This is a genomic window from Nonomuraea sp. NPDC050153 (assembly GCF_044460125.1).
GTDB lineage: Bacteria > Actinomycetota > Actinomycetes > Streptosporangiales > Streptosporangiaceae > Nonomuraea.
In genome coordinates this window covers 495,459-519,105 of record NZ_JBITJQ010000002.1, presented here as the reverse complement: position 1 = coordinate 519,105, position 23,647 = coordinate 495,459, and the positions used below count along the sequence as shown (strand labels likewise).

The 23,647-nt window shown below is 70.9% G+C and carries 28 protein-coding genes; 15 read left to right on the top strand and 13 right to left on the bottom strand.

From position 1 onward, the window contains the following. Window positions 1-13 precede the first annotated feature (13 nt). The gene (gene lepA / locus ACIBQ1_RS06655) at window positions 14-1,882 is read left to right on the top strand and encodes a translation elongation factor 4 (RefSeq protein ID WP_397275017.1); all 1,869 of its coding nucleotides are present in this window, start codon (window positions 14-16) and stop codon (window positions 1,880-1,882) included. Window positions 1,883-1,912: 30 nt separating this feature from the next. Further along, window positions 1,913-2,404 (top strand): GNAT family N-acetyltransferase, encoded by a 492-nt coding sequence (locus tag ACIBQ1_RS06650; RefSeq protein WP_397275016.1) that lies wholly within the window; start codon window positions 1,913-1,915, stop codon window positions 2,402-2,404. 4 nt (window positions 2,405-2,408) lie between these two features. Here the strand turns inward: ACIBQ1_RS06650 and ACIBQ1_RS06645 are convergent, their stop codons facing one another. Together ACIBQ1_RS06645 and ccmA are read right to left on the bottom strand one after the other, a co-directional pair. After that, a complete protein-coding gene (locus ACIBQ1_RS06645) occupies window positions 2,409-3,887 on the bottom strand; it encodes a DUF6297 family protein (RefSeq protein ID WP_397275015.1) in 1,479 nt (492 codons plus the stop codon). Window positions 3,888-3,934: 47 nt separating this feature from the next. Beyond that, entirely contained in the window at window positions 3,935-4,558 is a 624-nt protein-coding gene (ccmA, locus tag ACIBQ1_RS06640; protein WP_397275013.1) for a heme ABC exporter ATP-binding protein CcmA, read from the bottom strand. 150 nt (window positions 4,559-4,708) lie between these two features. On the opposite strand from ccmA, the gene ACIBQ1_RS06635 reads away from it, so the two are divergent. Further along, window positions 4,709-4,951: a hypothetical protein gene (locus ACIBQ1_RS06635; RefSeq protein WP_397275011.1), complete on the top strand. Its 243-nt coding sequence runs from the start codon at window positions 4,709-4,711 to the stop codon at window positions 4,949-4,951. 8 nt (window positions 4,952-4,959) lie between these two features. Here the strand turns inward: ACIBQ1_RS06635 and ACIBQ1_RS06630 are convergent, their stop codons facing one another. The 3 genes from ACIBQ1_RS06630 to ACIBQ1_RS06620 form a co-directional block, all read right to left on the bottom strand. Further along, window positions 4,960-5,097: a response regulator transcription factor gene (locus ACIBQ1_RS06630; protein WP_397275009.1), complete on the bottom strand. Its 138-nt coding sequence runs from the start codon at window positions 5,095-5,097 to the stop codon at window positions 4,960-4,962. A gap of 199 nt (window positions 5,098-5,296) precedes the next feature. After that, window positions 5,297-6,541, bottom strand: a complete 1,245-nt coding sequence (locus tag ACIBQ1_RS06625; protein WP_397275007.1) for a glycoside hydrolase family 18 protein — start codon at window positions 6,539-6,541, stop codon at window positions 5,297-5,299. A 46-nt stretch (window positions 6,542-6,587) separates the two neighbouring features. Beyond that, window positions 6,588-7,409 (bottom strand): styrene monooxygenase/indole monooxygenase family protein, encoded by an 822-nt coding sequence (locus ACIBQ1_RS06620; protein WP_397275544.1) that lies wholly within the window; start codon window positions 7,407-7,409, stop codon window positions 6,588-6,590. A gap of 119 nt (window positions 7,410-7,528) precedes the next feature. On the opposite strand from ACIBQ1_RS06620, the gene hemW reads away from it, so the two are divergent. Further along, complete coding sequence (gene hemW / locus ACIBQ1_RS06615) at window positions 7,529-8,749, top strand: radical SAM family heme chaperone HemW (protein WP_397275006.1); 1,221 nt, start codon at window positions 7,529-7,531, stop codon at window positions 8,747-8,749. Here hemW and ACIBQ1_RS06610 read toward each other — a convergent pair. The 3 genes from ACIBQ1_RS06610 to ACIBQ1_RS06600 are packed head-to-tail and all read right to left on the bottom strand — an operon-like array spanning window position 8,746 to window position 10,717. Continuing rightward, window positions 8,746-9,405: a DUF4870 domain-containing protein gene (locus ACIBQ1_RS06610; protein ID WP_397275004.1), complete on the bottom strand. Its 660-nt coding sequence runs from the start codon at window positions 9,403-9,405 to the stop codon at window positions 8,746-8,748. The two genes, hemW and ACIBQ1_RS06610, sit on opposite strands and share 4 nt — an antisense overlap. Next, a complete protein-coding gene (locus ACIBQ1_RS06605; RefSeq protein WP_397275002.1) occupies window positions 9,402-10,208 on the bottom strand; it encodes a DUF3097 domain-containing protein in 807 nt (268 codons plus the stop codon). The genes ACIBQ1_RS06610 and ACIBQ1_RS06605 overlap by 4 nt, the downstream gene beginning before the upstream one ends. 17 nt (window positions 10,209-10,225) lie before the next feature. Further along, the gene (locus ACIBQ1_RS06600) at window positions 10,226-10,717 is read right to left on the bottom strand and encodes a hypothetical protein (RefSeq protein WP_397275001.1); all 492 of its coding nucleotides are present in this window, start codon (window positions 10,715-10,717) and stop codon (window positions 10,226-10,228) included. 530 nt (window positions 10,718-11,247) lie between these two features. Here ACIBQ1_RS06600 and hrcA point away from each other — a divergent pair. From hrcA to ACIBQ1_RS06585, 3 genes are read left to right on the top strand one after another with little or no spacing between them, the layout of a single operon-like run. Beyond that, window positions 11,248-12,261, top strand: coding sequence for a heat-inducible transcriptional repressor HrcA (hrcA, locus tag ACIBQ1_RS06595; protein WP_355373404.1), 1,014 nt, complete (start codon window positions 11,248-11,250; stop codon window positions 12,259-12,261). Window positions 12,262-12,272: 11 nt separating this feature from the next. Next, window positions 12,273-13,412 carry a molecular chaperone DnaJ gene (gene dnaJ / locus ACIBQ1_RS06590; protein ID WP_397274999.1) on the top strand — a complete coding sequence of 380 codons (1,140 nt, stop codon included), beginning with the start codon at window positions 12,273-12,275 and terminating at the stop codon, window positions 13,410-13,412. A gap of 1 nt (window position 13,413) precedes the next feature. Next, the gene (locus tag ACIBQ1_RS06585; protein ID WP_397274997.1) at window positions 13,414-14,139 is read left to right on the top strand and encodes a 16S rRNA (uracil(1498)-N(3))-methyltransferase; all 726 of its coding nucleotides are present in this window, start codon (window positions 13,414-13,416) and stop codon (window positions 14,137-14,139) included. Between the two features lie 8 nt (window positions 14,140-14,147). Here the strand turns inward: ACIBQ1_RS06585 and ACIBQ1_RS06580 are convergent, their stop codons facing one another. Next, on the bottom strand, window positions 14,148-14,792 hold the full coding sequence (locus ACIBQ1_RS06580; protein WP_397274996.1) for a hypothetical protein: 645 nt from the start codon (window positions 14,790-14,792) through the stop codon (window positions 14,148-14,150). Continuing rightward, on the bottom strand, window positions 14,789-15,301 hold the full coding sequence (locus tag ACIBQ1_RS06575; RefSeq protein WP_080047132.1) for a SigE family RNA polymerase sigma factor: 513 nt from the start codon (window positions 15,299-15,301) through the stop codon (window positions 14,789-14,791). Before ACIBQ1_RS06575 ends, ACIBQ1_RS06580 begins: the two co-directional genes overlap by 4 nt. A 280-nt stretch (window positions 15,302-15,581) precedes the next feature. Between ACIBQ1_RS06575 and ACIBQ1_RS06570 the strand changes: the two genes are divergently transcribed. The 8 genes from ACIBQ1_RS06570 to era all read left to right on the top strand — a co-directional run bounded on the left by ACIBQ1_RS06570 (window position 15,582) and on the right by era (window position 21,530). Continuing rightward, window positions 15,582-15,926 (top strand): histidine triad nucleotide-binding protein, encoded by a 345-nt coding sequence (locus ACIBQ1_RS06570; protein WP_397274994.1) that lies wholly within the window; start codon window positions 15,582-15,584, stop codon window positions 15,924-15,926. Between the two features lie 105 nt (window positions 15,927-16,031). Then, complete coding sequence (locus tag ACIBQ1_RS06565) at window positions 16,032-17,072, top strand: PhoH family protein (protein ID WP_397274992.1); 1,041 nt, start codon at window positions 16,032-16,034, stop codon at window positions 17,070-17,072. Further along, window positions 17,069-17,545 carry an rRNA maturation RNase YbeY gene (gene ybeY / locus ACIBQ1_RS06560; protein WP_355372894.1) on the top strand — a complete coding sequence of 159 codons (477 nt, stop codon included), beginning with the start codon at window positions 17,069-17,071 and terminating at the stop codon, window positions 17,543-17,545. The genes ACIBQ1_RS06565 and ybeY overlap by 4 nt, the downstream gene beginning before the upstream one ends. Then, complete coding sequence (locus tag ACIBQ1_RS06555; protein ID WP_397274990.1) at window positions 17,542-18,837, top strand: hemolysin family protein; 1,296 nt, start codon at window positions 17,542-17,544, stop codon at window positions 18,835-18,837. The genes ybeY and ACIBQ1_RS06555 overlap by 4 nt, the downstream gene beginning before the upstream one ends. 327 nt (window positions 18,838-19,164) lie before the next feature. Further along, complete coding sequence (locus ACIBQ1_RS06550) at window positions 19,165-19,791, top strand: hypothetical protein (RefSeq protein ID WP_397274988.1); 627 nt, start codon at window positions 19,165-19,167, stop codon at window positions 19,789-19,791. 10 nt (window positions 19,792-19,801) lie between these two features. Then, window positions 19,802-20,119: a cytidine deaminase gene (locus ACIBQ1_RS06545; RefSeq protein ID WP_397274986.1), complete on the top strand. Its 318-nt coding sequence runs from the start codon at window positions 19,802-19,804 to the stop codon at window positions 20,117-20,119. A 29-nt stretch (window positions 20,120-20,148) separates the two neighbouring features. After that, complete coding sequence (locus ACIBQ1_RS06540) at window positions 20,149-20,625, top strand: NUDIX domain-containing protein (RefSeq protein ID WP_397274985.1); 477 nt, start codon at window positions 20,149-20,151, stop codon at window positions 20,623-20,625. After that, window positions 20,622-21,530 carry a GTPase Era gene (gene era, locus ACIBQ1_RS06535; RefSeq protein WP_397274983.1) on the top strand — a complete coding sequence of 303 codons (909 nt, stop codon included), beginning with the start codon at window positions 20,622-20,624 and terminating at the stop codon, window positions 21,528-21,530. Before ACIBQ1_RS06540 ends, era begins: the two co-directional genes overlap by 4 nt. Window positions 21,531-21,540: 10 nt before the next feature. Here era and ACIBQ1_RS06530 read toward each other — a convergent pair whose 3' ends face one another. The 3 genes from ACIBQ1_RS06530 to ureG form a co-directional block, all read right to left on the bottom strand. Beyond that, window positions 21,541-22,011, bottom strand: coding sequence for a hypothetical protein (locus ACIBQ1_RS06530; RefSeq protein WP_397274981.1), 471 nt, complete (start codon window positions 22,009-22,011; stop codon window positions 21,541-21,543). A gap of 173 nt (window positions 22,012-22,184) precedes the next feature. Continuing rightward, window positions 22,185-22,967 carry an urease accessory protein UreD gene (locus tag ACIBQ1_RS06525; RefSeq protein WP_397274979.1) on the bottom strand — a complete coding sequence of 261 codons (783 nt, stop codon included), beginning with the start codon at window positions 22,965-22,967 and terminating at the stop codon, window positions 22,185-22,187. Further along, window positions 22,967-23,641 carry an urease accessory protein UreG gene (gene ureG / locus ACIBQ1_RS06520; protein WP_355372913.1) on the bottom strand — a complete coding sequence of 225 codons (675 nt, stop codon included), beginning with the start codon at window positions 23,639-23,641 and terminating at the stop codon, window positions 22,967-22,969. The genes ACIBQ1_RS06525 and ureG overlap by 1 nt, the downstream gene beginning before the upstream one ends. Window positions 23,642-23,647: the final 6 nt, after the last annotated feature.

The window sequence follows — 23,647 nt, the reverse complement described above, 5'->3', positions numbered from 1 at the left end:
CGGGCATGTCACCATGAAAGACTGCTTGACCTCAACCCTGTCGAAACGGACTTCGGTGCGCACTCAGCCTGGCCAGACCGACCCCGCGTTGATCCGCAACTTCTGCATCATCGCGCACATCGACCATGGCAAGTCAACCCTTGCCGACCGGATGCTGCAGATCACCGGCGTGGTCGACGACCGCTCCATGCGTGCCCAATACCTCGACAGGATGGACATCGAGCGCGAACGGGGCATCACGATCAAGTCGCAGGCCGTGCGGCTGCCGTGGGACGGTCACGTGCTCAACATGATCGACACGCCCGGCCACGTCGACTTCACCTACGAGGTGTCCAGGTCGCTGCAGGCGTGCGAGGGCGCGATCCTGCTGGTCGACGCGGCCCAGGGCATCGAGGCGCAGACGCTGGCCAACCTCTACCTGGCCATGAACGCCGACCTGCACATCATCCCCGTCCTCAACAAGATCGACCTGCCGGCGGCGCAGCCGGAGAAGTTCGCCGAGGAGCTGGCGGGGCTGATCGGCTGCGACCCGTCCGACGTGCTCAGGGTGTCCGGCAAGACCGGTGAGGGCGTTCGCGAGCTGCTCGACCACGTGGTCCAGGAGGTGCCCGCCCCCGTGGGCGACGCCGACGCGGCGGCCCGGGCGCTGATCTTCGACTCCGTCTACGACACCTACCGCGGCGTCGTCACGTACGTGCGGGTCGTGGACGGCCACCTGGGCAAGCGCGAGCGCATCCTCATGATGTCCACCGCCGCCACCCACGAGACGCTCGAGATCGGCGTCATCTCGCCCGAACCCAAGATCTCCGAGCGGGGGCTGGGCGTCGGCGAGGTGGGCTACCTGATCACCGGGGTCAAGGACGTCCGCCAGTCGCGCGTGGGTGACACCGTCACCTCGGCGGTCAAGTCGGCCCAGCAGATGCTGGCGGGCTACGAGCACCCCAAGCCGATGGTGTTCTCGGGGCTCTATCCGATCGACGGCGACGAATACCCCGAGTTGCGCGAGGCCCTCGACAAGCTGCAGCTCAACGACGCGGCGCTGGTCTACGAGCCGGAGACGTCCGCGGCGCTCGGGTTCGGGTTCCGGGTCGGGTTCCTGGGGCTGCTGCACATGGAGATCGTGCGGGAGCGGCTGGAGCGCGAGTTCGGCCTGTCGCTGATCTCCACGGCGCCCAACGTGGTCTACCGCGTGGTCATGGAGGACGGCAAGGAGCTCACCGTCACCAACCCGTCGGAGTTCCCCACGGGCGGGAAGATCGCGCAGGTCTTCGAGCCGGTCACCAAGTCGACGATCCTGGCGCCGTCCGAGTTCATCGGGGCGATCATGGAGATCTGCCAGGGGCGGCGCGGCCAGCTCCTCGGCATGGACTACCTGTCGGAGGACCGCGTCGAGATCCGCTACACGCTGCCGCTGGGTGAGATCATCTTCGACTTCTTCGACCAGCTCAAGTCGCGCACCCGCGGCTACGCCTCGCTCGACTACGAGCCCGCCGGCGAGCAGGAGGCCGACCTGGTCAAGGTGGACATCCTGCTGCAGGGCGAGCCGGTCGACGCGTTCAGCGCCATCGTCCACAAGGACAAGGCCTACACCTACGGCGTCGACATGGCGAAGAAGCTGCGCGAGCTGATCCCCAGGCAGCAGTTCGAGGTGCCGATCCAGGCCGCCATCGGGGCCCGGGTCATCGCCCGCGAGAACATCCGCGCCATCCGCAAGGACGTCCTGGCCAAGTGCTACGGCGGTGACATCTCCCGCAAGCGGAAGCTGCTGGAGAAGCAGAAGGAAGGCAAGAAGCGGATGAAGATGGTCGGGCGCGTGGAGGTCCCCCAGGAGGCCTTCGTCGCCGCGCTGTCCACCGAGTCGTCCGCCGACAAGAAGAAGTAGCGCTTTCGGGGTAGCGACTACCCTGAAAGCATGGAAGTGGTGCAAACCGCGCGCATGATCCTTTCTCGGGTCATGCTCGACGATCTGGCCGCTGTCCATGAGCTTCACTCCGACCCCCGTACCAACGTGTACAACCCCGGCGGCCCCTCTGTTGACCTGGTGTCCAGCCGCGCCATGCTGGACCTGTGGCTGGCCGACTGGGCCGAGCGTGGCATCGGCTACTGGGCCGCGCGGGCGATCGGCGGGCCGGAGGTGCTCGGGTTCGGGGGGTTGCGCCGCGCGATCGTCGGCGGGGACGAGGTGCTGAACCTCTACTACCGGTTCCGGCCGTCCGCCTGGGGCCACGGCTACGCGGGTGAGCTCGTGGAGGCGGCGCTGCGGGTCGGCAAGGAGCTCGGGACGGTCGTCGCGGTCATCCGGCCCGACAACCTGGCGTCGCTGAAGGTGGCGGAGCGAGCGGGCATGCGCAAGGACCGGACCATCCCGTACGGGGGCGTCCCGAGCGTCGTGTACGTGGCCTGACGCCCTACTCGCGGCTGCGGACCACGTACCCCACCAGCACCAGCGCGCCTGCGGCGGCCTGGGCCGCCAGGAATCCGCCCGGCGGGCCCGGCGGGGACAGCAGCGCGGCCACGGCGGGCAGGCACCCGAGCCCGGCCAGGTCCACTCCGGTGAACGCCCAGCGCAGCGGCCCGGTCGGGATCGCCCCGCCAGGGGTGTCGATGACCGGCATGGAGTGATCGACCGGGCTCCTCCTGGCCATCCGCAGCGCGCCGGCGGCCAGCGCGGGGGCCACCAGCGGCCCGAACAGCCAGGCTCCCGGCAGCACTCCGCTCACGCTCAGGCCGGCCAGCCCCACGGTCGCCCACGCGCCGCTCAGCAGCATGGGCAGCACCGCGCGCGCCGCCAGCGCCGGGCGCCGCCCCACCCCGATCAGCCGGGACAGTGCCGGATTGTCGCTGTCCCTGCGCGCCCCTGACACGCTCACCGCCGCCACGGCCAGCGAACCCGCCAGCACCGCCGCCCCGAGCGTCACCGGAGCGCCGCCCGCCTGCGCCAGCACGGCGGGCAACGCCGACATCGCGAACATGACAGCCAGGCGCCCGGGCCTGCGGCCCACCCGGCGCCAGTCGTGCCACGCCAGCGCGAGGGGCGCGGGCAGCGACGGCCACGGCCGCGAGCGGAGCTTCCTGGCCCGCCAGTGGTTGTCCTCCGCGATCCAGGTGAGCGCGTCGGGGTCGAGGCCGACGGCCGCGTTCGCGACACGGCCCGCCCGGGTCGAGGCCGTGACGAGCGTACGGGTGGGGATCCGGTCGAGTGACGCCCACGCCTGGCGTACCAGCAGGGCGGAGAGCGCCGTCGCCACGGAGGCGGCGACGGCCACCGCGGGCAGGGGAGCGCTCGCGGCGACGGCGAGCACCGTACGCAACTGGCCGCTGACGGTCACGACGGCCACCACCAGCAATGCGACCATCGCGGACGTGAGCCAGACCTGCCACGACTGGGAGGCCTGGCCCAGCACCGCCAGCGCCATCCCGCCCGCGGTCGCCGAGACGCCCAGCGCCAGCGCGCCGAGCAGGCGCCACACGAGCTGGTCGGGCGCGCCCAGCACGGCGATCAGCCCCAGCCCGAGCAGCAGCCCGGCCGCGACCGCCACCACGGCCAGCACCCGTGCGGTGCGTCCGAGCAGGTGGCGCCGGTTCAGGGGCGAGGGCAGCAGCCAGGAGGCGTCGGCGGCCGGCAACATCACGGGTCCGGCGGCGCGGGCCGCGGCCAGGAAACCGGCCAGCGCCAGGGCGAGCAGGGCCGTGCCGGCGCCCATACGGGCGGGATCGGCCGCTCCGGCCAGTCCTTGGAGCACGGTGGAGAGCGGCTGGCCGAGCACGGCGGCGAGCATCGCCAGCCCGAACCCGGCGACGTACCGATCGAGCAGGCCGGCACGGGCCCGGCCGCGCGATCGGAGATACGCCCGCACCGCCCGCACACCGCCCCCGGCCCCGCTCACTGGTCCACCCCCGACGGCGAGATCTGGCGGAGGCACGTCCGCGCTGCTCATGCGTCCACCCCCGACGGCGTGATCTGGCGGGCGCGGGCGGCCAGGCCGGGGTCGTGCGTGGCCATGACCACGGTGCCCCCTTCACTCGCGTACTCGTCGAGCAGGTCGGCCAGCCGGGCGCGGAAGTCGGCGTCCAGGCCGCGCTCCGGCTCGTCGAGCAGCAGCAACGTGCTCGGCCTGAGCAGCGTGGAGGCCAGGGAGAGGCGCTGGCGCTGCCCGGTGGACAGGTTCAGCGGCGCCGCGTCGCCCCGCTCCACCAGCGCGAACACCTCCAGCGCCGCCTCGACCGTCATCCGGGCCTCGGCGTGGACGGCTCCCATGAGCTCCAGGTGCTCGCGGGCGGTGAGCCCCGGATACCAGGCGGGCTCGTCGCCGAGCATCGCCACCCGCCGCCAGAACGCTGCGTCGTCGGCCGGCGCCTCCCCGAACACCCTGACCTGGCCGGACGTCGCGGGCTGGAGCCCGGCGAGGCAGCGCAGGAGGGTCGACTTGCCGCTCCCGTTCGGGCCGATGACCGCCACGATCTCGCCCGGTGCCACGGTCAGCTCCAGGTCCCGGAGCACGGGGTTGCCGCCGAGTTCGACCGTGAGCTCGTGAACGCTGATGATCGAGTCGTACACGGTTCGAGCCTAGCCAGCCGAGTGGCCGGATGATCGCGACGGGTTTCTGTCGGTGCCATCGCCTACCTTCAATTCCGAACACCAGTGCGACTGGAGGGTGACGTGATTGCTTCTGAGCGATTCGAGCGTGCCGCCGTGTTGGGGGTCGCTGTGGCTGAGGAGGCTCGACGGCTGCTGAGGCTCCACCTGGTTTCGGAGGAGGAGGAAGGCGACGGCACGGTGCTCGTCGATGTGCCCTATCCCGACGCGGTCGTGGTGGCGGCGCTGCTCGACGTGGCGGCGGAGTGTTTCGGCGAACGGGGTGACTCGGTCGAGGAGACCAGGCAGGCGGCGTTGGAGACGTTGTTACAGCTGGCCGGGTTCGACGGCGAGTCCCAGCTCAGGCAGCCCTGATCGCCGGCTCACCGCGGGTGTGCCACTCCGTGCCGGAAGGCGTAGGAGACCGTCTTGGCGAAGAGGTTGTTGATGTGGGTCTTGACGGTGGCCTCCGAGCTGTACAGGCGGGTGGCGATCTCGGTGTTCGAGAGGCCGTCCCGCACCTGGAAGCCGCCGTCGTGCTCGCCCGTGTCCGGACGGTCCGGTGTACGACAGTCAGCCGTGTGGGCGGTCCGGTGTGCGGCGGTTCGTCGTGTGGCCGTTCGCCGTGCGGTTGCCTCGGTGGGTGGGGTGTGGTGGTGGGTGGGCGGTGGGGTGTTGGAGGTGGGGGCCGGGGTTGGGGGTGTGCCCGGCCCCCTTGGCTCAGTGGAGGATCGAGTACAGGGCTGAGGTGAGGGAGGCGCGGGCGTCGTCCTGGTCGATGGACCACATCATCGAGCCGCCCAGGCCCTTGAGGCGGATGTACGCCGCCTTCTGCACCAGCACCGCCGGATCGTCGTACGACCAGAACTCGTTCCCGTCGTACAGCCACACGGTCCCGGTGCGCAGGTCCCGGTAGCGCTTGCCGGGCTTGGCGATCAGGTCCTTGTAGTCCTCCGTCCCGGGCCCCCACTTCCCGGCGGCGGGTCCGGTGGCGGGCTTGTAGAGGCCGTCGCCGCCGGTGACGCCGGTCCAGCCCTGGCCGTACGCGGGGACGCCGACCACGATCTTGCGGCCGGGGGCTCCGCGGGACAGGTAGTCGCGTACGGTCTGGTCCACGCTGTAGCGGACGGGGTTCGGGTCACGCCGATCGGTGAAGAGGTTGCCGTTGTGCCCGGTCCGCGCCTCCCACGTCCCGTGCAGGTCGTACCCCTGGACGGTGGCGAAGTCGAGGGACTTGAACACCCGCCGCACCTCGAACCCGGCGTCGATCTTGGCCGCCGCGGCCGGGAGGAAGGCCGTGAGCTGCGCGCCCTGGGAGAAGGCGGACAGCTGCGCCCGCAGTTCCTCGGCGAACAGCGTGAAGTTCCGCCGGTCCTCCGGCCGGACGACGTTGCCCTCGGCGCCGGACGAGCCCGGCCACTCCCAATCCAGGTCGATCCCGTCGAACACGCCGGCTCCCGCGCCCGCGGGGAGGTCCGGCAGGTTGCCGCGCAGCCACAGGTCGACGCACGAGCGGGCCAGCGCGGAGCGGGACTCGGGGGTGAGGACCGCGTCGGAGAAGTATTTGGACCCGGTCCAGCCGCCCAGCGAGATCAGCACCTTGAGCCCCGGGTGCTTGGCCTTGAGCTTGCGGAGCTGGTTGAGGTTGCCGTTCAGGGCCTGGCCGGGCGCGTCGGCCACGCCGTCCACGCTCTGCTCGGCGGGTACGGGCCGCTGCCAGTCCGCCCACGGGTCGGCCGAGTAGCAGGCGCCCTCGGCGTTCACGAACCCGAACGCGTAGTTCAGGTGCGTGAGCTTGGCCGCGGCACCCGTGGTATCTACGTCCTTGACGTGGTAGTTGCGCCCGTAGACGCCCCACTGGATGAAGTACGCGACCCGCTTGAAGCCGGTGCGGGCCTCGGCGGGCGCGGAGATGACCGTGCAGCCGAGCAGGAGCGATAGCGCTAGGAGGATCGTCTTCTTCACGGGGCGACTCCCGGGAGATCTAACTTATAAGAAACTTTCCTATAAGTTAGAGTGCTGGCCCGCTGCCGTCAACGATCCGCGACACCTCCTCGGGGCTTGACGGCACCGCCCACGCGTACGCCGGGTTCGAGAACAGGTCGAGGATCAGGTCCGCCAGGTCTTGCCTGGTCGTGGCGGCCGGCAGCAGGGTCATGACGTGCGCGGCCGGCGGACGCAGGAACGCGTCGGTCCAGTCGGTGACCGGCGCCGCCGCCTCCCACATCCGCTCCGCCGTGGCACGGCCGAAGGCGGCGTCGTACGGGCCGCCCGCCGCGATGGCGTCGGCCGCGATCCAGGCACAGGCCGGGCCCAGGTTCGCGCCCTGGCCGGTCAGTGGGTCGTTGGTGATCCGGGCGTCGCCGACGGCCGGCGCGATCCGCCCGCTGGGCAGCTCGGCCACCGCCTCGCGGACGACCGGCGTGATCGCACCCTGCGGCAGGTCGTCCTCGCCCAGCAGCTCGAAATCCTCGCCCATCCGCTCGGCCGGCCGCGGCGCGTGCTCGGCGAGCAGCCCGGCCGGCTCGCCGGTGACCTCGGCCGCGGGCAGGCGCGAGATCGGCTCCAGCGGCCCGCCGGGGACCGCCGCGACCAGCACGCTGGAGACCACGCCGCGCCTGGTCACGATCGGCATACGGAAGATCTCCCCGCAGCCGGGGGAGATGTTGCAGGTCAACGACTCGGGGCCGGCGGCCCAGGGCTTGCGGCTCTCTCTCCTGTCTGGCGGACAGGCATGGGCCGCATTGCGGAACGACGACGCTCCGCTTTGGGCTGGCTGACGGCAGCCCCGGCGCGACGAAGCACGCCTGGTGCGGCTCCGATGGCAGACCATAAAGCCGTACCCCGGCCAGATCCCCGCGCCCACGATGCCGATGCTTGACATCTGACCCCCTTGCACCTCTCGGGGATTGCGGTTCGATAGCACCCCCGTGCACCCGGCAAACTGAAGGGGTGCCATCCACCCTGCCTGACGGCGATCCCGTGCCCACCTCGGGCGAGTTGCCCGACAGCGCCCTGAGGGGCCTGGGCGAGCGTCCGTTCGGCTTCTACGTGCACGTGCCGTTCTGCGTGACCCGCTGCGGCTACTGCGACTTCAACACCTACACCGCCGCCGAGCTGGGCCCCGGCGCCTCGCACCGGGACTACGCGGACACGGTCGTCGAGGAGATCCGCCTCGCGCGCCGCGTCCTGGGCCCGGCCGAGTTGCCGGTGGAGACGGTGTTCTTCGGCGGTGGCACGCCCACGCTGCTTCCGCCGGAAGACTTGGCCAGGATCCTGGCCGCGATCGACTCGGAGTTCGGGCTGAGGCCGGGGGCCGAGGTGACCACGGAGGCCAACCCCGAGTCCGTCGACCCGGCCTACCTCGACAAGCTCCGCCAGGGCGGCTTCAACCGGGTCAGCTTCGGCATGCAGAGCGCACGCGAGCACGTGCTCCAGGTGCTCGACCGCCGCCACACCCCCGGCAGGGCGGCGGCGGCCGTAGGGGAGGCGAGGCGGGCGGGGTTCGAGCACGTCAACCTCGACCTCATCTACAGCACCCCCGGTGAGTCCGACGACGACTGGCGGGCCTCGCTGACCGCCGCGATCGAGGCCCGGCCCGACCACGTGTCGGCGTACTCGCTGATCGTCGAGGACGGCACCCGGCTGGCGGCCAGGATCAGGCGCGGCGAGCTGCCCATGCCCGACGACGACGTGGCCGCCGACCGCTACCAGATCGCCGACGAGCTGCTGTCGCAGGCCGGGTTCGACTGGTACGAGGTGTCCAACTGGGCCACCTCCGAGCAGGCCCGCTGCCGCCACAACCTGCTCTACTGGACCGGCGGCGACTGGTGGGCCGCCGGCCCCGGCGCCCACAGCCACGTCGGCGGCACCCGCTGGTGGAACGTCAAGCATCCGGCCGCCTACGCCCAGCGGCTGGCCGCCGGCGCCTCACCCGCCCACGCGCGCGAGGTGCTCGGCGGCGACGACCGGGCGGCCGAGCGGCTCATGCTGGAGCTGCGGCTGTCGTCCGGCTACCCGCTGGCCGAGGTGGCCCTGGACGCGCGCCCGGCCGTGGCGAGCGCCCTGGCGCGCGGCCTGCTGGAGCCCGGGCCTTTCAGGTCGGGGCTCATGGTGCTCACGCTCCAGGGCCGGCTGCTGGCCGACGCCCTGATCAGGGATCTGCTGGTCTAGGTGATCAGCCGGACGGCGAACGGGTAGCGGTACGGCTCGCCCTTGTTGGTGGCTATGGCGGCCTGGATGTGGAAGATCAGGGACAGGATCCAGACGACCGGCAGCAGGAGCACGCCGATGAAGACGATCACCAGGATGCCCGAGATCACATAGCCGATGAACATCGTGATCTGGAAGTTGAGCGCCTCCGCCGCCTGATCCCTGACGTAGGGGGACTCGTCCTTCTTCATCAGGTAGATGATCAGCGGGCCGACCCAGGAGACCAGCAGGCCGAGCAGGTGGGCGAGCATCGCCATGGTGGTGTCGTCGGTGCCCGGGCGGGGGCCGAACCTGCCGGGGACGTACGGCTCGCCCGGAGGGACGCCGTACCCGTAGCCGGGCTGCTGCTGCGGCGCGGGGCCGTAACCGGGTGGGGGAGGACCGTAGCTCTGGGGCTGCTGGCCGTAACCGGGCTGCCCATAGCCGGGCTGGGATCCTGGTTGCTGGCCGTACCCCGGCTGGGACCATGGCTGCTGCCCGTACCCGGGCTCGGAGCCGGGCTGCTGCCCGTATCCCGGCTGCTGGGGGCCTGAGCCTTGGCCGGGCGGGATGCTCGACGGGGGGACGAAGCGGGTGGCGTCGTCGTCGGACGGCGGTTGCGGCGGGTCCTGGCTCATGGTGCCTCCGTAACGAAGTCGATCAGTTCTTCGACCCGGCCGAGCAACTCGGGCTCCAGGTCTGTGTACGTGGAGACGGCGCCGAGAATCCGCCGCCACGCCTCCGCGGGCTCCATGCGCCAGCCCAGGGCCGCGATGACGCCCTCTTTCCACGGCACCCCGCGCGGCACCGTGGGCCAGGCGGGGATGCGCAGCACGGACGGCTTGACCGCCTGCCAGATGTCGATGAACGGATGCCCCACGACGAGCACGTCCGGCGAGGTGATCTCGGCGGCGATCCTGCTCTCCTTGGAGCCGGGCACGAGGTGGTCCACCAGCACCCCCAGCCGGCGCCCCGTCTCGGGGCCGAACTCCGCCACGATGGCCGGCAGATGGTCCACACCCTCCAGATATTCGACCACGACCCCCTCGACGCGCAGGTCATGGCCCCAGATCTTCTCCACCAGGGCGGCGTCGTGCACGCCCTCCACATAGATGCGACTCTCCCGGGCGACTCTCGCCCGCAACCCCTCCACGGCGATCGAGCCCGACGCGCTGCGCCTGGGCCCGGCGGGGGCCGCCGTCGGGCGTACCAGCGTCACGGGCTTGCCCTCCAGCAGGAACGCGGCGGGCGCGAGCGGGAACAGCCGGCGCTTGCCGAACCGGTCTTCCAGCGTGACGGCCTCCTTGTCGCAGGCCACCACCGCGCCGCAGAAGCCGCTGTCGGCGTCCTCCACGACGAGGTCCGGCTCGGCCGGCACCTTCGGGATCTTGCCCTTGCCCGGCCGCCGCCAATTCCCCGCCAGCACATCGCCCTCGTACACACGGGGACCGTAGCAAATCACCCGCTGACCGCAAGGCGCTTGCGCGCGCCGCTGCGGCGGACCAGGACGACGACGGTGCCGACGATGGCGATGAGCAGCCCCGCCCCGGGGATCAGGAGGAGCGCCAGCACCCCGCCGGCGATGCCGCCCGCGGCCGAGGTCAGCTCGCGGCCCACGCCGTAGCGGACGTCGGCCTGTTCCTGGGTGGTGCAGGACAGCTGGTAGTCGCCCTTGGAGGGCGCGTTGATCACGAGGATCTGCTCCCAGGTGACGGATCCGGACGTGACCGTCTGCGTTCCCGCGCTCTTGGCCAGCCTGGCGCCGTTCGAGATCTGGCACTCGTAGTGGACGGCGGTGTCGCTGGAGAGGTAGACGGCGGGCTTGTTCGCCGGGTCGATCGGCACCGTCACGCTTTCGCCGGACGCGAACGTCCTGCTGGGGGCGATGTTGCTCACGCTGCTCACGATGCCGGTGGTGAACAGGACGACGCCCACGATCGTGCAGACCACGGCGATGCCCCAGACGAGCCCGATCCACCAAAGTCGCGGTTTGATGGCTTTCGAGTCGATTCGCGGGGGGAATTGGGGTTGTTGGCCGTACTGTCCGTACTGAGGAGGTGGGCCGTATTGGGGTGGAGGCCCGTACTGCGGCGGCGGACCGTACTGCGGCGGTTGCCCATAGCCGGGCGGAGGACCATAGCCGGGCTGGGACCCGGGCTGAGGCCCGTAGCCCGGCTGCGAGCCGGGCTGAGGCCCGTAACCCGGCCCATAACCCGGTGCGCTACCAGGCCCGTTACCCGGCTGGGACCCGGGTTGGGGGCCGGGGCCGGGCTGCGAGCCGGGTTGGGGCCCGTACGGCGGAGGCGGGGAGTTGTCGCTCATGTCGGCAAGTCTGGTACTTGCCGCTTGTAAGAAGCTAGGAGCCTGGTTGCGACCTTGTGTTATCGCACCTTGTGGGCGAGAGCCGTACACTTGGCACTCAGGAACACAGAGTGCTAGATGGTTGCGTTCCTAAGATGTCAGAGGCAGGAGGTGAGCACGTGCTCGACGATCGGAAACTGGCGGTGCTCCGTGCCATTGTCGAAGACTACGTGTCCACCAACGAACCGGTGGGCTCCAAAGCGCTCGCCGAGCGCCACAACCTGAAGGTCTCCCCCGCGACGGTCAGGAACGACATGGCCGCGCTGGAGGAGGAGGGCTACATCACCCAGCCGCACACCAGCGCGGGCCGCGTGCCGACCGACAAGGGCTATCGCCTGTTCGTCGATCGGCTCTCGCAGGTCAAGCCCCTGTCCGGGGCCGAGCGCAGGGCCATCGAGACCTTCCTGGCCGGCGCGGTCGACCTCGACGACGTGGTCACCCGCACGGTCCGGCTGCTCGCGCAGCTGACCAGGCAGGTGGCGGTCGTGCAGTACCCGACGCTGACGCGTTCGACGGTCCGGCACGTTGAGCTGGTGCCGCTGAACGACCGGCGGGTCATGCTCGTGTTGATCACCAACACCGGCCGCGTCGAGCAGCGCGTCATCGAGCTGCCCGAGGTGGTGGAGGACACCCGCATCGCCCACCTGCGCGCGGTCCTCAACGCCTGCCTCGACGGCTGCGGCCTGAGCAACGTGCCCGAGCTGGTCGCCGACCTGCCCGAGCGGCTCCCCCTCGAAGACCGGCCCGTCGTGGCGACGATCCTTTCTGTGCTGCTCGAGACACTGGTCGAGCGGCACGACGAGAAGATCGTGTTCGCCGGCGCGGCCAACCTCGCGGGCGCCGACTTCTCGATCGGCCTGCGCGACGTGCTGGAGGCGCTGGAGGAGCAGGTCGTCCTCATGAGGTTGCTCGGCGAGACATCAGCAGACACACCGTCCGCGCTCACCGTGCGCATCGGCTCCGAAAACCCCTACCTGCGAGGGACATCCGTGGTCGCGACCGGATACGGTTCAGGCGACAACCAACTGGCCCGGCTCGGGGTGTTGGGGCCCACAAGGATGGACTACCCAGTGACGATGGGCGCCGTACGCGCGGTGGCACGCTACGTCAGCCAGATCCTGGCTGCATCATAAGAGGTCGATAAGTGGCAAACAGCGACTATTACGCCACCCTCGGGGTGCGCCGTGACGCCAGTCAGGACGAGATCAAGAAGGCCTACCGCCGACTTGCCCGCGAGCTGCACCCCGACGTGAACCCCGATCCTGAGACCCAGGAGCGGTTCAAGGAGATCACGCAGGCCTACGAGGTGCTGTCCGACCCGAACAAGCGCCAGATGTACGACCTGGGTGGCGACCCCTTCGGCGGCGCCGGGGCAGGCGCGGGCGCCGGCGGCTTCGGAGCGGGCTTCCCCTTCAGCGACATCATGGACGCCTTCTTCGGCACCGCGGCCGGCGCCAGGGGGCCGCGCTCGCGTGCCCGCAGGGGACGCAACGCCACCATCCGGGTCGAGCTCGACCTGCGTGAGACGGCGTTCGGCACCACGCGCGAGCTGGTCGTCGACACGGCCGTGCTCTGCGAGGTCTGCCACGGGGCCGGGGCGGCGCCCAGCACGCACCCCGACACCTGTGACATGTGCAACGGGCGCGGCGAGATCTCCCAGGTCACCCGCTCGTTCCTGGGCCAGGTCATGACCTCGCGGCCGTGCCCGCAGTGCGGCGGCTTCGGCACCATCATCCGCCACCCCTGCCAGGAGTGCTCCGGCGACGGCCGGGTGCGCACCCGCCGTACGATCAAGGTCCGCATCCCCGCGGGCGTCGAGGACGGCACCCACATCCAGCTCGCCGGCGAGGGCGAGGTCGGCCCCGGCGGCGGCCCGCCCGGAGACCTGTTCCTCGAGATCGTCGAGCGCGCCCACGAGATCTTCGAGCGGCGCGGCGACGACCTCCACTGCACCGTGCAGATCCCGATGACGGCGGCCGCGCTCGGCACCATCCTGGCGGTCGAGACGCTCGACGGCTCGGAGGAGGTCGACGTCCGCCCCGGCACGCAGTCGGGCCAGGTCATCACCATGTTCGGGCGGGGCGTGCAGCGGCTCAACGAGTCCGGCCGCGGCGACCTGCTGATCCACGTCAACGTCGAGACCCCGACCCGCCTCGAGCCCGCGCAGGAGGAGCTGCTGCGCGAGCTGGCCAAGCAGCGGGGCGAGGAGCGGCCGCCGGGCAAGTTCGCCCCCGGCCAGCAGGGCTTCTTCTCGCGGCTGCGCGACGCCTTCAACGGCAGGTGACGTGACCGTCCCGGTGTTCCTCTCGCCGGACCTGGACGGGCCCGAGCTGACGCTCGGCGGCCCGGAGGGGCGCCACGCGGCCTCCGTGCGGCGCCTTCGGGCCGGCGAGCGGATCGATCTGATGGACGGCGCCGGCGGGGTCGCCGAGTGCGTCGTGCGCGAGGTGCTGAAGGACGCGCTGCGGCTCGACGTGCTGCGCCGCTACGACGTCGAGCCGCCGCGGCCGCGGCTGGTGGTCGTCCAGGGGCTGCCCAAGGGCGACCGGGGCGAGCTGGCGGTCGAGATGATGACCGAGGCGGGCGTGGACGTCATCGTCCCCTGGGCCGCCTCGCGCAGCATCACCCAGTGGAAGGGCGACAAGGTCGCCAAGGGGCTGCACAAATGGCGCTCGACGGCTCGTGAGGCGGGCAAGCAGGCCCGCAGGTTCCACCTGCCCGAGGTGACGGAGCCCGCCACGGCCGCTCAGGTCGAGAAACTGCTGACGGGCGCGGCGCTGGGGCTGGTGCTGCACGAGGAGGCGGCCGAGCCGCTGTCCGGCGTGGCGCTGCCCGAGTCCGGCGACATCGTTGTCGTCGTGGGGCCCGAGGGAGGCGTCTCGGAGGACGAACTGGCCGGGTTCCTGGCGGCCGGGGCGGTGCCCGTGCTGCTGGGGCCCACGGTGCTCCGTACGTCCACGGCGGGGGTGGCGGCGGCCTCTGTGCTGCTCACGCGTACCGGACGCTGGTAGAAGCCCTCTCAGGGCGTCGTGTGGGACGCGTCCACCAACGGGCTGGCCAGGTCGGTGGGAGCGTCGGTGACGTCGTCGGGCGGGCACTCGTCGGCCGGGCAGATCGTGGGCTGCAGCGTCTCCTCGACCGTCGGCGACGGGGTCGGCGAGATCGTGGGGCAGTCGGACGGCGGCTCGGCCGGCTCGTCCAAGGGCGGCGTCGGGCACTCGGTGACCGTGGGGGTGGGGGTCTGCGACGGCCTGCTCGTCGACTCCGCCCTCTTCGTGGGCCGGGGCGTCGGGCTCTTGGCGGGGGTCTCGGGCACCCACACCGGGTTCTGGTCATGGGTCGGCTCCCTGGGCGGCGGCTCCTGGGAACGGGTGGTGGAGGAGTTGGACGGGACCTTGGAGGTCGTCTCGCTGTCCACCCCCATGACGGGCTGGTCGATGATGTGCGAGCGCAGGCTGGGAACGGCCATCACGATCGTCCCCGCCACCAGGACGGCGCTGGCGGCGGCCGCGCCGGCCCGCCACCAGAACAGGTTGCGGACGCCGCGCCGCTCGATGCGGGTGCGGATGATCTCCAGTCCGTCCGGCGAGGGCACGACCGCGTCCGCCTCCGCGCGGAGCGCACGGCGCAGGAGATCTCCGTGCTCGTCGGGGGGCTGGATCATGACATTTTCTCCAGGACGGATCGCAAGGCGGCCATGCCACGTGCGGTGTGGCTCTTGACCGCGCCCTTGCTGATGCCCATCGCGTGGGCTATCTCAGCTTCGGACAGATCACCGTAGTACCGCAGAACCAGTGCTTCTCTCTGTCGGGTCGGCAGGGCCCGTAATGCCTCGATGACGGCGGAGCGTTCCAGCTCGCCGATCGCGCCGTTCTCGGCGCTCGGGGCGTCCGGCAGGCCCTTGGGTGCGTACTTCTCGACGACCGCGCGGTGACGCAGCACGGAACGGGACCGGTTGACGACGGATTGACGGAGGTAGGCGAGTGCTTTGTCGGGGTCACGCAGCCTGCGCCAGGCGCCGTGGATGGCGACGAACGCATCCTGCACGACTTCCTCAGCTGTTGCTATGTCTCGCACCAGCAACACGGCAAGACGCACCAACGACCGAAAATGCGCGCTGTAGAGCGCGGTCACGGCCATGTCGGCATCCCACCCGACCGGCACCGCCCCCATCGACCTGTCGGCCAGAAGGGTTTCGGTGGTCACATCAGTGGGACGCGCGGCCTTCCCAGAGGGTTTACGCTCTTCCGGTTCTTGAGGTTTCCCCGGTTCCTTAGGGTGCATTACCCAGTCGTGTCCTCGCCAGGTGGCGCTCGCCCGACCCTGAATCGTCTCTTTTTTTGCTGAAGTGTCGCACACTTACCCTAACCGTGTGGATCTTCCTGCGCACGACACAGCGGATTACCGATTCGCAACGGGTTCCGTACGTCGGGGGTCTCGATAGGGTGGCCGGGTGAGCGATTGCCTCTTCTGCCAAATCGTCGCCAAGGAGATTCCCGCCGAGATCGTTTATGAAACCGGCAGGACGCTGGCGTTCCGCGACGTCAACCCGCAGGCCCCGACCCACGTGCTGGTCATCCCGAAGCAGCACCACCGCAACGCGGCGGAGCTGGCCCAGGCCGACGACGGGCTGGCCGACGACGTGCTCAAGAGCGCCCACGCCGTGGCCGTGCAGGAGGGCGTGGCCGAGGACGGCTACCGCGTGGTGTTCAACACCGGCCCCGGCGCCGGGCAGACCGTCTTCCACGTGCACGCCCACGTCCTGGGCGGGCGTGGCCTCAACTGGCCGCCCGGATGATATCGGCCGGGTGATATTGGGGAGAGCAATCGGGCTGGTCCCGGATACGATGGGCTCAGACGAACACCGCAAGAGACCTGGAGGCATCAGGCCGCGGGCCTGCCCATGTCCGAACTACACGAATCCCGACGTACGGCACCTCCCTCGCGCACTCAAGCCAAGGTGCTGATTCCGGATGAATACCCGATGGTCAGCCTCCTTGGCTCCCGCGACGAGCTGCTACGCGTCATCGAGGGTGCCTTCAGGGCCGACATCCACGTACGGGGCAACGAGATCACCGTCACCGGCAGCCCTGACGAGAGCGGCACCGTGGTGCGGCTCTTCGAGGAGCTGGTCGAGGTCCTGCGCAGCGGCGGCGAGCTCACCCCCGACGCGGTCGAGCGGAGCATCGCGATGCTCCGCATGACCTCCGACCGCCCCGCCGAGGTGCTCTCGCTCGACATCCTCTCCTCGCGCGGGCGCACGATCAGGCCGAAGACCGTCAACCAGAAGCGTTATGTGGACGCGATCGACAAGCACACGGTCGTGTTCGGCATCGGCCCCGCGGGCACCGGCAAGACCTATCTCGCGATGGCCAAGGCCGTGCGGGCGCTGCAGGAGAAGCGGGTCAACCGGATCATCCTCACCCGCCCGGCCGTCGAGGCGGGCGAGCGGCTGGGCTTCCTGCCCGGCACGCTGTACGAGAAGATCGACCCCTACCTGCGGCCGCTCTACGACGCCCTGCACGACATGCTCGACCCCGACACGATTCCCAAGCTGATGGCCGCGGGCACGATCGAGGTCGCGCCGCTGGCGTACATGCGCGGCCGCACGCTCAACGACGCGTTCATCATCCTCGACGAGGCGCAAAACTCCTCGGCCGAGCAGATGAAGATGTTCCTCACCCGGCTCGGGTTCAACTCCAAGATCGTGGTGACCGGTGACGTGACCCAGGTCGACCTGCCCAACGGCACGGTGAGCGGGCTGCGGGTCGTCCAGGAGATCCTCGACGGCATCCCCGACATCCACTTCGCGCGCCTGTCCAGCGCCGACGTGGTCCGCCACAAGCTGGTGAGCGAGATTGTGGACGCCTACGGGCGCTATGACGCCACGCAGGCCGCCCAGGAGCCCAAGAGCATCCAGCACCGGGGGAAGCGCCGACCGTGAGCATCGAGATCAACAACGAGTCCGGCGTGGCGGTCGACGAGGAGAACCTCGCCGCCCTGGCCGCCCACGTGCTCGGCGAGATGGGCATCAACCCGCTCGCCGAGCTGTCCATCGTGGTCGTCGACGAGGACGCCATGGCCGAGCTGCACGAGAAGTGGATGGGCGAGCCCGGCCCGACCGACGTGCTGGCGTTCCCGATGGACGAGCTGCGCCCCGGCGGCGGGGCACGCGGCGACTCGGAGAGCCCCGCCGACCCGGCGCTGCTCGGCGACGTCGTGCTCTGCCCGCACGTGGCCGCCAGGCAGGCGGAGGAGGCGGGCCACAGCGCGGCCGACGAGCTGGAGCTGCTGTGCACCCACGGCATCCTCCACCTGCTCGGCTACGACCACGCCGAGCCCGAGGAGCACAAGGAGATGTTCGGCCTGCAGGCCCGGCTCCTGGAGTCGTGGCAGGAGGTGCGCAACTCGAGGTGAACGCCTGGTTGCTGTCGGCCATCGCGCTCGTGATCATCGGTGGCCTGATCGCCAGCGCGGAGACCGCACTGACGCGCATCTCCAGGGTGCGCGCCGAGGAGCACGTTCGTGAGGGCCGGCGGGGCGCGGTGCGCCTGCAGGCCATCGTCAACGACCCGCCCCGCTACCTCAACCTGCTCCTGCTGCTCAGGCTGAGCTGCGAGCTGGTGGCCACGGTCATCGCCACTTTGCTGTTCATCGACCTCATGCACGACCAGGGCTGGGCGTACGTCTGGGCCGCCGTCGTGATGATCGTGGTCAGCTACGTCGTGGTCGGCGTCATGCCGCGTACGCTGGGCCGCCAGCACGCGGAGCCGGTCGCGCTGGCCGGCGCCCCCGTCGTCTACGGCCTGACCCGCATCTTCGGCCCCCTGCCCAAGCTGCTCATCCTGCTCGGCAACGCCCTGACCCCCGGAAAGGGGTTCCGCGACGGGCCGTTCACCTCGGAGGCCGAGCTGCGCGACTTGGTCGACCTGGCCGAGGAGCGCCGGGTGATCGAGCCGGACGAGCGCGAGATGATCCACTCGGTCTTCGAGCTGGGTGACACGCTGGTGCGCGAGGTCATGGTGCCCCGCACCGACATGGTCTACATCGAACGCGGCAAGACGATCAGCCAGGCCCTGTCGCTGGCGCTGCGCAGCGGGTTCTCCCGCATCCCCGTCGTGGGCGAGAACGAGGACGACGTCATCGGCATCGCCTACCTCAAGGACATCGCCCGCAAGATCCACGAGACCGGCGAGGGCGGGGGCAAGGAGACGGTCGAGGCGACCATGCGGTCGGCCGCGTACGTGCCCGAGAGCAAACCCATCGACCAGCTCATGCGGGAGATGCAGGCGCGCCAGATCCACATGGCCATCGTCATCGACGAGTACGGCGGCACCGCGGGGCTGGTCACGATCGAGGACGTGCTGGAGGAGATCGTCGGCGAGATCACCGACGAGTACGACCAGGAGGCGCCCCGCGTCGAGGCCATGCCCGACGGCGGGATGCGGGTGACGGCCCGGATGCCGGTCGACGAGCTGGGCGAGCTGTTCGACACCGAGATCGAGGTGGACGACGTGGAGACCGTGGGCGGGCTGCTCGCCCACGCGCTGGGCCGGGTGCCCATCGCCGGGTCGCAGGCCGAGGTGGCCGGGCTCACGCTCACCGCCGAGAGCCTGGCGGGCCGCCGCAACCGCATCAGCACGGTGGTCGTCCGCCGCGCCAAGCCCGCGAAGGAGGAGGCCGAACCGGCCGACGCGGAGCACGGCTGACCGGCCCGGGGCCAGTGCGGACGAAGCCGGACGAAGGTCGCAAGCGTTCTACAAGTCTTCTGCAAGCAGGGCCGGGCACTCTCTAACCACGACATCCAGTGCGGTGGGTGTCGGAGGGGAAAGCATCCGAACGCCGGGTGGGGTTCGCGGCGGGAGGATGCTGGGGGGACGACAGTGTCCCGGCTGCCTAGCCGGCTGGGGCGCAGGTCGGCGTAAAGGGTGTTCTCGTCCGGAAAACCGGATGAGGGCACCCTTTTTGCGCATTGGTGGAAGCTCCGGTGGATTGCCACATTCGTCGCTTGGGGAGATTGCAATCCAGGGGGGATCATGAAACGCGAGATCATCGCCTGTGCCCTGCTGGCGGGCGTTCTGGGGGGTTGCGTCGGCGGGGAGTCGGGGAGCGTCCTCGACGCGCAAGCGACCGCGCGCCTGCGCGAGGTACTGAGCAAGGAGCCGCCGTTGCCCGACGGGTTCACGGCCAGGCCCGAGCAGGCGTGGCAGATGCCGTTCGCGCACGCCGACAGGAACTGCAGGACCGTGCTCGAAACGGCCGGCGGGCTGGCGCCGCAGCAGGCGCTGACGGCCCAGGCGGCGGCCAGTTACCGCGGCGACGAGCTGGGGGAGCAGGCCGGGGTGGGGCTGGCCCAGTACGCGGACGGGGAGGCCGCGGAGCATCTCGACGCGCTGGCCGAGGCTCTGGAGTCGTGCCGGGAGGTGCGTACGTCCTCCGGCACCGACCTGCGCTCGCAGGAGCTCCCGGTCGAGAACGCGGCCGACGAGACCGTGGGCGCGCGGCTGAGCGGGCGGCTGAACGGCTACCCGTACGCGATGGACGTCGTGCTGTCGCGGGTGGGCGACACTCTGGTGGCGGTGGTGCACACGGGCATGAACGACGTGGACGCCGCCCGCACCAGCGAGGTGGTCGACGCGATGATCACCATGGCCAACGCATAGCCTTGTTCTCGTGACACTCGACCCTGAAGACAACAAGATCATCACTCTGGCCCGGGCCGCGAGGGCGCGCAACGAGTCGGCCGAAGGGGCCGCCGTACGCGACGAGACCGGCCGTACGTACTCGGCGACCGACGTGGCGCTGGACGCGCTCACGCTGTCGGCGGTGCAGGTGGCCGTGGCCATGGCGATCTCCGGCGGCGCGCGGTCCCTGGAGGCTGTGGCGCTGGTGAGCGAGGGCGCGCCGAGCGCCGCCGACGAGGCGGTGGCCGCGGAGCTGGGCGTCAAGGCGCTGCTCGTGGCCGGTCCCGACGGAAAGCTGCGGGGCTGACCATGCCGATGTCGCCATTTTTGGCGAAATTGCGGGAGAAGGTTGGCTCTGAGCTGCTCATGCTGCCGTCGGCGGCGGGCTTCGTGTTCGACGACGCCGGGAGGCTCCTGGTGGCCTGCCACGGCGACGCGGAGCTCTGGGCGGCGCCCGGCGGCGGCATCGACCCCGACGAGCGGCCCGAGGACGCCACCGTCAGGGAGCTGCGCGAGGAGCTCGGCGTCGACATCGAGGTACGCGGCCTGATCGGCGTGTTCGGCGGCCCCGAGTTCCGCACCCGCTACCCGAACGGTCACGAGGTCGGCTATGTCATCGCCGCCTACGCCTGCGCGATAGCCCCCGGCTCCGCCGGGCCGCAGCCGGACGGCGTCGAGATCACCGACTACCGGTGGGTGAGCGAGCAGGAGCTCGCGGAGCTGCCCACAACGCGCTGGACCCCGATCGCCGCGCCCCAGGCGTTCGCCTGGTGGCGTGCCATGCCCGCTGATAGGCCACAATGCAGAATGTGACTTTGCCAGACAACCATCGCGCCGGATTCGCCTGTTTCGTGGGGAGGCCGAACGTCGGCAAGTCCACGCTCATGAACGCCCTGGTCGGCAGCAAGGTGGCGATCACCTCGTCCAAGCCGCAGACGACCAGGCGCACCATCAGGGGCATCGTGCACCGGCCCGACGCCCAGCTCGTCATCGTCGACACGCCGGGCCTGCACCGGCCGCGCACGCTGCTCGGCGAGCGGCTCGACAGCCTGGTGCTGTCCACGCTGACCGAGGTCGACACGATCGGCTTCTGCGTGCCCGCCAACGAGCCGATCGGCAAGGGCGACCGGTTCATCGCCGACAAGCTCGCGGCGGTGAAGAAGACGCCGGTCGTGGCGGTCGTGACCAAGTGCGACCTGGCGACCAAGGAGCAGATCGCGGAGCAGTTGCTGGCGGTGTCGCAGGTGGGGGAGTTCGCCGCGATCGTGCCGGTGTCGGCGCAGTCGGGTGAGCAGCTCGACGTCCTGGCCGACGTGCTGATCGAGCACCTGCCCGAGTCCCCGCCGCTCTACGAGGACGGCCGGCTGACGGACGAGCCCGAGCAGGTGCTGGTGGGCGAGCTGATCAGGGAGGCGGCGCTGGAGGGCGTACGCGACGAGCTGCCCCACTCGATCGCCGTGGTCGTGGACGAGATGCTGCCCCGGGAGGGGCGCGACGACCTGCTGGACATCTACGCGCACCTGTTCGTGGAGCGGCCTTCGCAGAAGGCGATCGTCATCGGGCACAAGGGCGAGCGGCTGCGCGAGGTGGGCACCAAGGCCCGCAAGCACATCGAGGCCCTGCTCGGCACCCGCGTCTACCTCGACCTGCGGATCAGCGTGGCCAAGGACTGGCAGCGCGACCCCAAGCAGCTGCGGCGGCTGGGCTTCTACGACTGATCGGATCCGCTCAGGCGCGGCGGACCAGCGCCAGGACGGACAGCACGACGATCGCCACCGCGCACCCCATGGCCGCGAACCAGCCGAACTTGACCGTCGGCCCGATCGACAGCACCTGGCCCAGGTCGACGGAGAGCCGGTCGCGGACGCCGCTCCCGTCGGTCATGAAGAGCACCAGCACCGCCGCCGCCACCGCTCCGGGGAGGGCGGCCAGGGCGGCGACTCTGGGGTGGGTGAGCAGGCCGGCGACGCCGCAGCCCAGCGCCACCAGGCCCGACACCAGCGTGTAGACGCCGTACGTGTCGTCGATGCCCCGGATGTCGTTGGCCAGCCCGCCGCCGATCAGCTCGCTCCGCACCTCGAGCCCGGCCCACGGCAGGACGGCACAGAACACCAGCAGCGCCCCGGCCACCACCACGGCCAGGGCGTAGCCACGGCGGGCGGTGGGCTTGGCGGGGGCGGACTGGAGGTAATCGGCCACACGATCACTGTAAGCCTGGCACGCGCCTCCCACCACCGTACGCAACGGGGTCGTCACCATCGCCGCCGGGCAACGCGGGGCGGCCGTCGGGTGGCGTGCTGGCTTGGCTTGGGCAACTTCGGCGCCGCTGAGGAGCGGCGGCGGGGCGAAGGGCGTGACGCCGTGGGTTCTCCTCAGGGCTCGGGGGTGAGGGTGGTGCGTTCGCCCCATTCGAGGCGGGAGCGGAGCTGGACGGCGTCCGTGGCCAGGGCGGAGACGAGGGTGCCCCCACCGGCCAGGGGCAGGACGGCGACGCCCTCGGCCACGACCGGTTCCTTGGCGGACGTCGTGAGAAACGTGGTGCCGACGCAGCGGGCGGAGCCGTAGACGGCAGGGGAGGTGTCCACAGCCGGGTCGCCTACGGTGAACTCCTGCCGGATCACCGGTCGGCCGTCGCACGTCGCGTCGAAGCGGGCGTGGCACCGCCCCGAGACCTCCCCATGGCGACCGAAGACGATCTCCTCGCGCCACAGCACCTCGGCGTCCGGCGCCAGTTCGAGCCGTACCAGGAGTCGATGATCGCACCCGGCGGCGAGCACCGTGGGCTCCGGGGTGAAGCGGAGTGTGGCCCCTGCCCCGACCCGGGCCGTGATCAGCATCTCGGACGTGCCGTCGCCCGGCAGGACCAGGGTGCTGGCGACCGAGCCCAGCTCCAGGGTGGTGCGCGGGGCGATGTCCAGGTCCAGGGCCAGGCGGTCGCCGCCGAGCGGGCCCGCCGCCGTGGAGACGAGGTGCACGGTGTACGGGCCCGTCTGGCGCAGGGTCAGCGGGGGCGCCGAGGCCAGGCGGGGAATGAGGGTCCGGCCGTCGGAAAAGGAGGCCGTCGCGACCGCGGCGCTCGCCCTCATCCCCCGGCGGCCGATCCGGGCGCCTGCGGGCGTCGGGAGAGGCGCGTCGGGCCGGGCGATGGGGGGCATCAGGAGACGGGGGTCGCGTGGGTGTGGGACCAGGCCGTCACCTGGTCGGAGACCCAGGAGGCGACCGTGGCGGCGGTGGGGTCCTGCCGGATCGAGGTGAACAGCACCGGCCTGTCCCCGCGTACGGCCGCCGCGTCGCGGTCCATCACGCCCAGGTCGGCCCCCACCATCGGGGCCAGGTCCGTCTTGTTGACGACCAGCAGGTCCGCCGTCGTCACCCCCGGACCGCCCTTGCGCGGCACCTTGTCGCCGCCCGACACGTCCAGGACGAAGATCTGCCTGTCGGCCAGCCCCCGGCTGAACGTGGCCGTCAGGTTGTCTCCGCCGCTCTCCACGATCACCAGGTCCAGCGGGCCGAAGCGGTGCTCCAGGGTCTCCACGGCGTCGAGGTTCGCGGCGATGTCGTCGCGGATGGCGGTGTGGGGGCAGCAGCCGGTCTCGACGGCGAGGATGCGTTCGGGGTCGAGCACGCCCGCCCGGCGCAGGAAGTCGGCGTCCTCGGTGGTGTAGATGTCGTTCGTCACCACCCCCAGGGACAGCGACGGGCCCAGCGTCCGGCACAGCGCGGCCACCAGGGCCGTCTTGCCGCTGCCTACCGGGCCGCCGACGCCCAGCCGCAGCGCCCGTCCGCGGCCGTCCGGGGCGTGGTGGTGGTCGTCGTGATTGGCACCCATATGGTG

Bases quoted from the DNA above. Each gene is read 5' to 3' on its own strand.
- lepA (WP_397275017.1), top strand. From the start codon at position 14: ATGAAAGACTGCTTGACCTCAACCCTGTCGAAACGGACTTCGGTGCGC.
- ACIBQ1_RS06650 (WP_397275016.1), top strand. From the start codon at position 1,913: ATGGAAGTGGTGCAAACCGCGCGCATGATCCTTTCTCGGGTCATGCTC.
- ACIBQ1_RS06620 (WP_397275544.1), bottom strand. From the start codon at position 7,409: ATGGTCTGCCATCGGAGCCGCACCAGGCGTGCTTCGTCGCGCCGGGGC.
- ACIBQ1_RS06610 (WP_397275004.1), bottom strand. From the start codon at position 9,405: ATGAGCCAGGACCCGCCGCAACCGCCGTCCGACGACGACGCCACCCGC.
- ACIBQ1_RS06580 (WP_397274996.1), bottom strand. From the start codon at position 14,792: ATGATCCAGCCCCCCGACGAGCACGGAGATCTCCTGCGCCGTGCGCTC.
- ACIBQ1_RS06575 (WP_080047132.1), bottom strand. From the start codon at position 15,301: ATGGGGGCGGTGCCGGTCGGGTGGGATGCCGACATGGCCGTGACCGCG.
- ACIBQ1_RS06565 (WP_397274992.1), top strand. From the start codon at position 16,032: ATGTCCGAACTACACGAATCCCGACGTACGGCACCTCCCTCGCGCACT.
- ACIBQ1_RS06550 (WP_397274988.1), top strand. From the start codon at position 19,165: ATGAAACGCGAGATCATCGCCTGTGCCCTGCTGGCGGGCGTTCTGGGG.
- ACIBQ1_RS06525 (WP_397274979.1), bottom strand. From the start codon at position 22,967: ATGCCCCCCATCGCCCGGCCCGACGCGCCTCTCCCGACGCCCGCAGGC.
- ureG (WP_355372913.1), bottom strand. From the start codon at position 23,641: ATGGGTGCCAATCACGACGACCACCACCACGCCCCGGACGGCCGCGGA.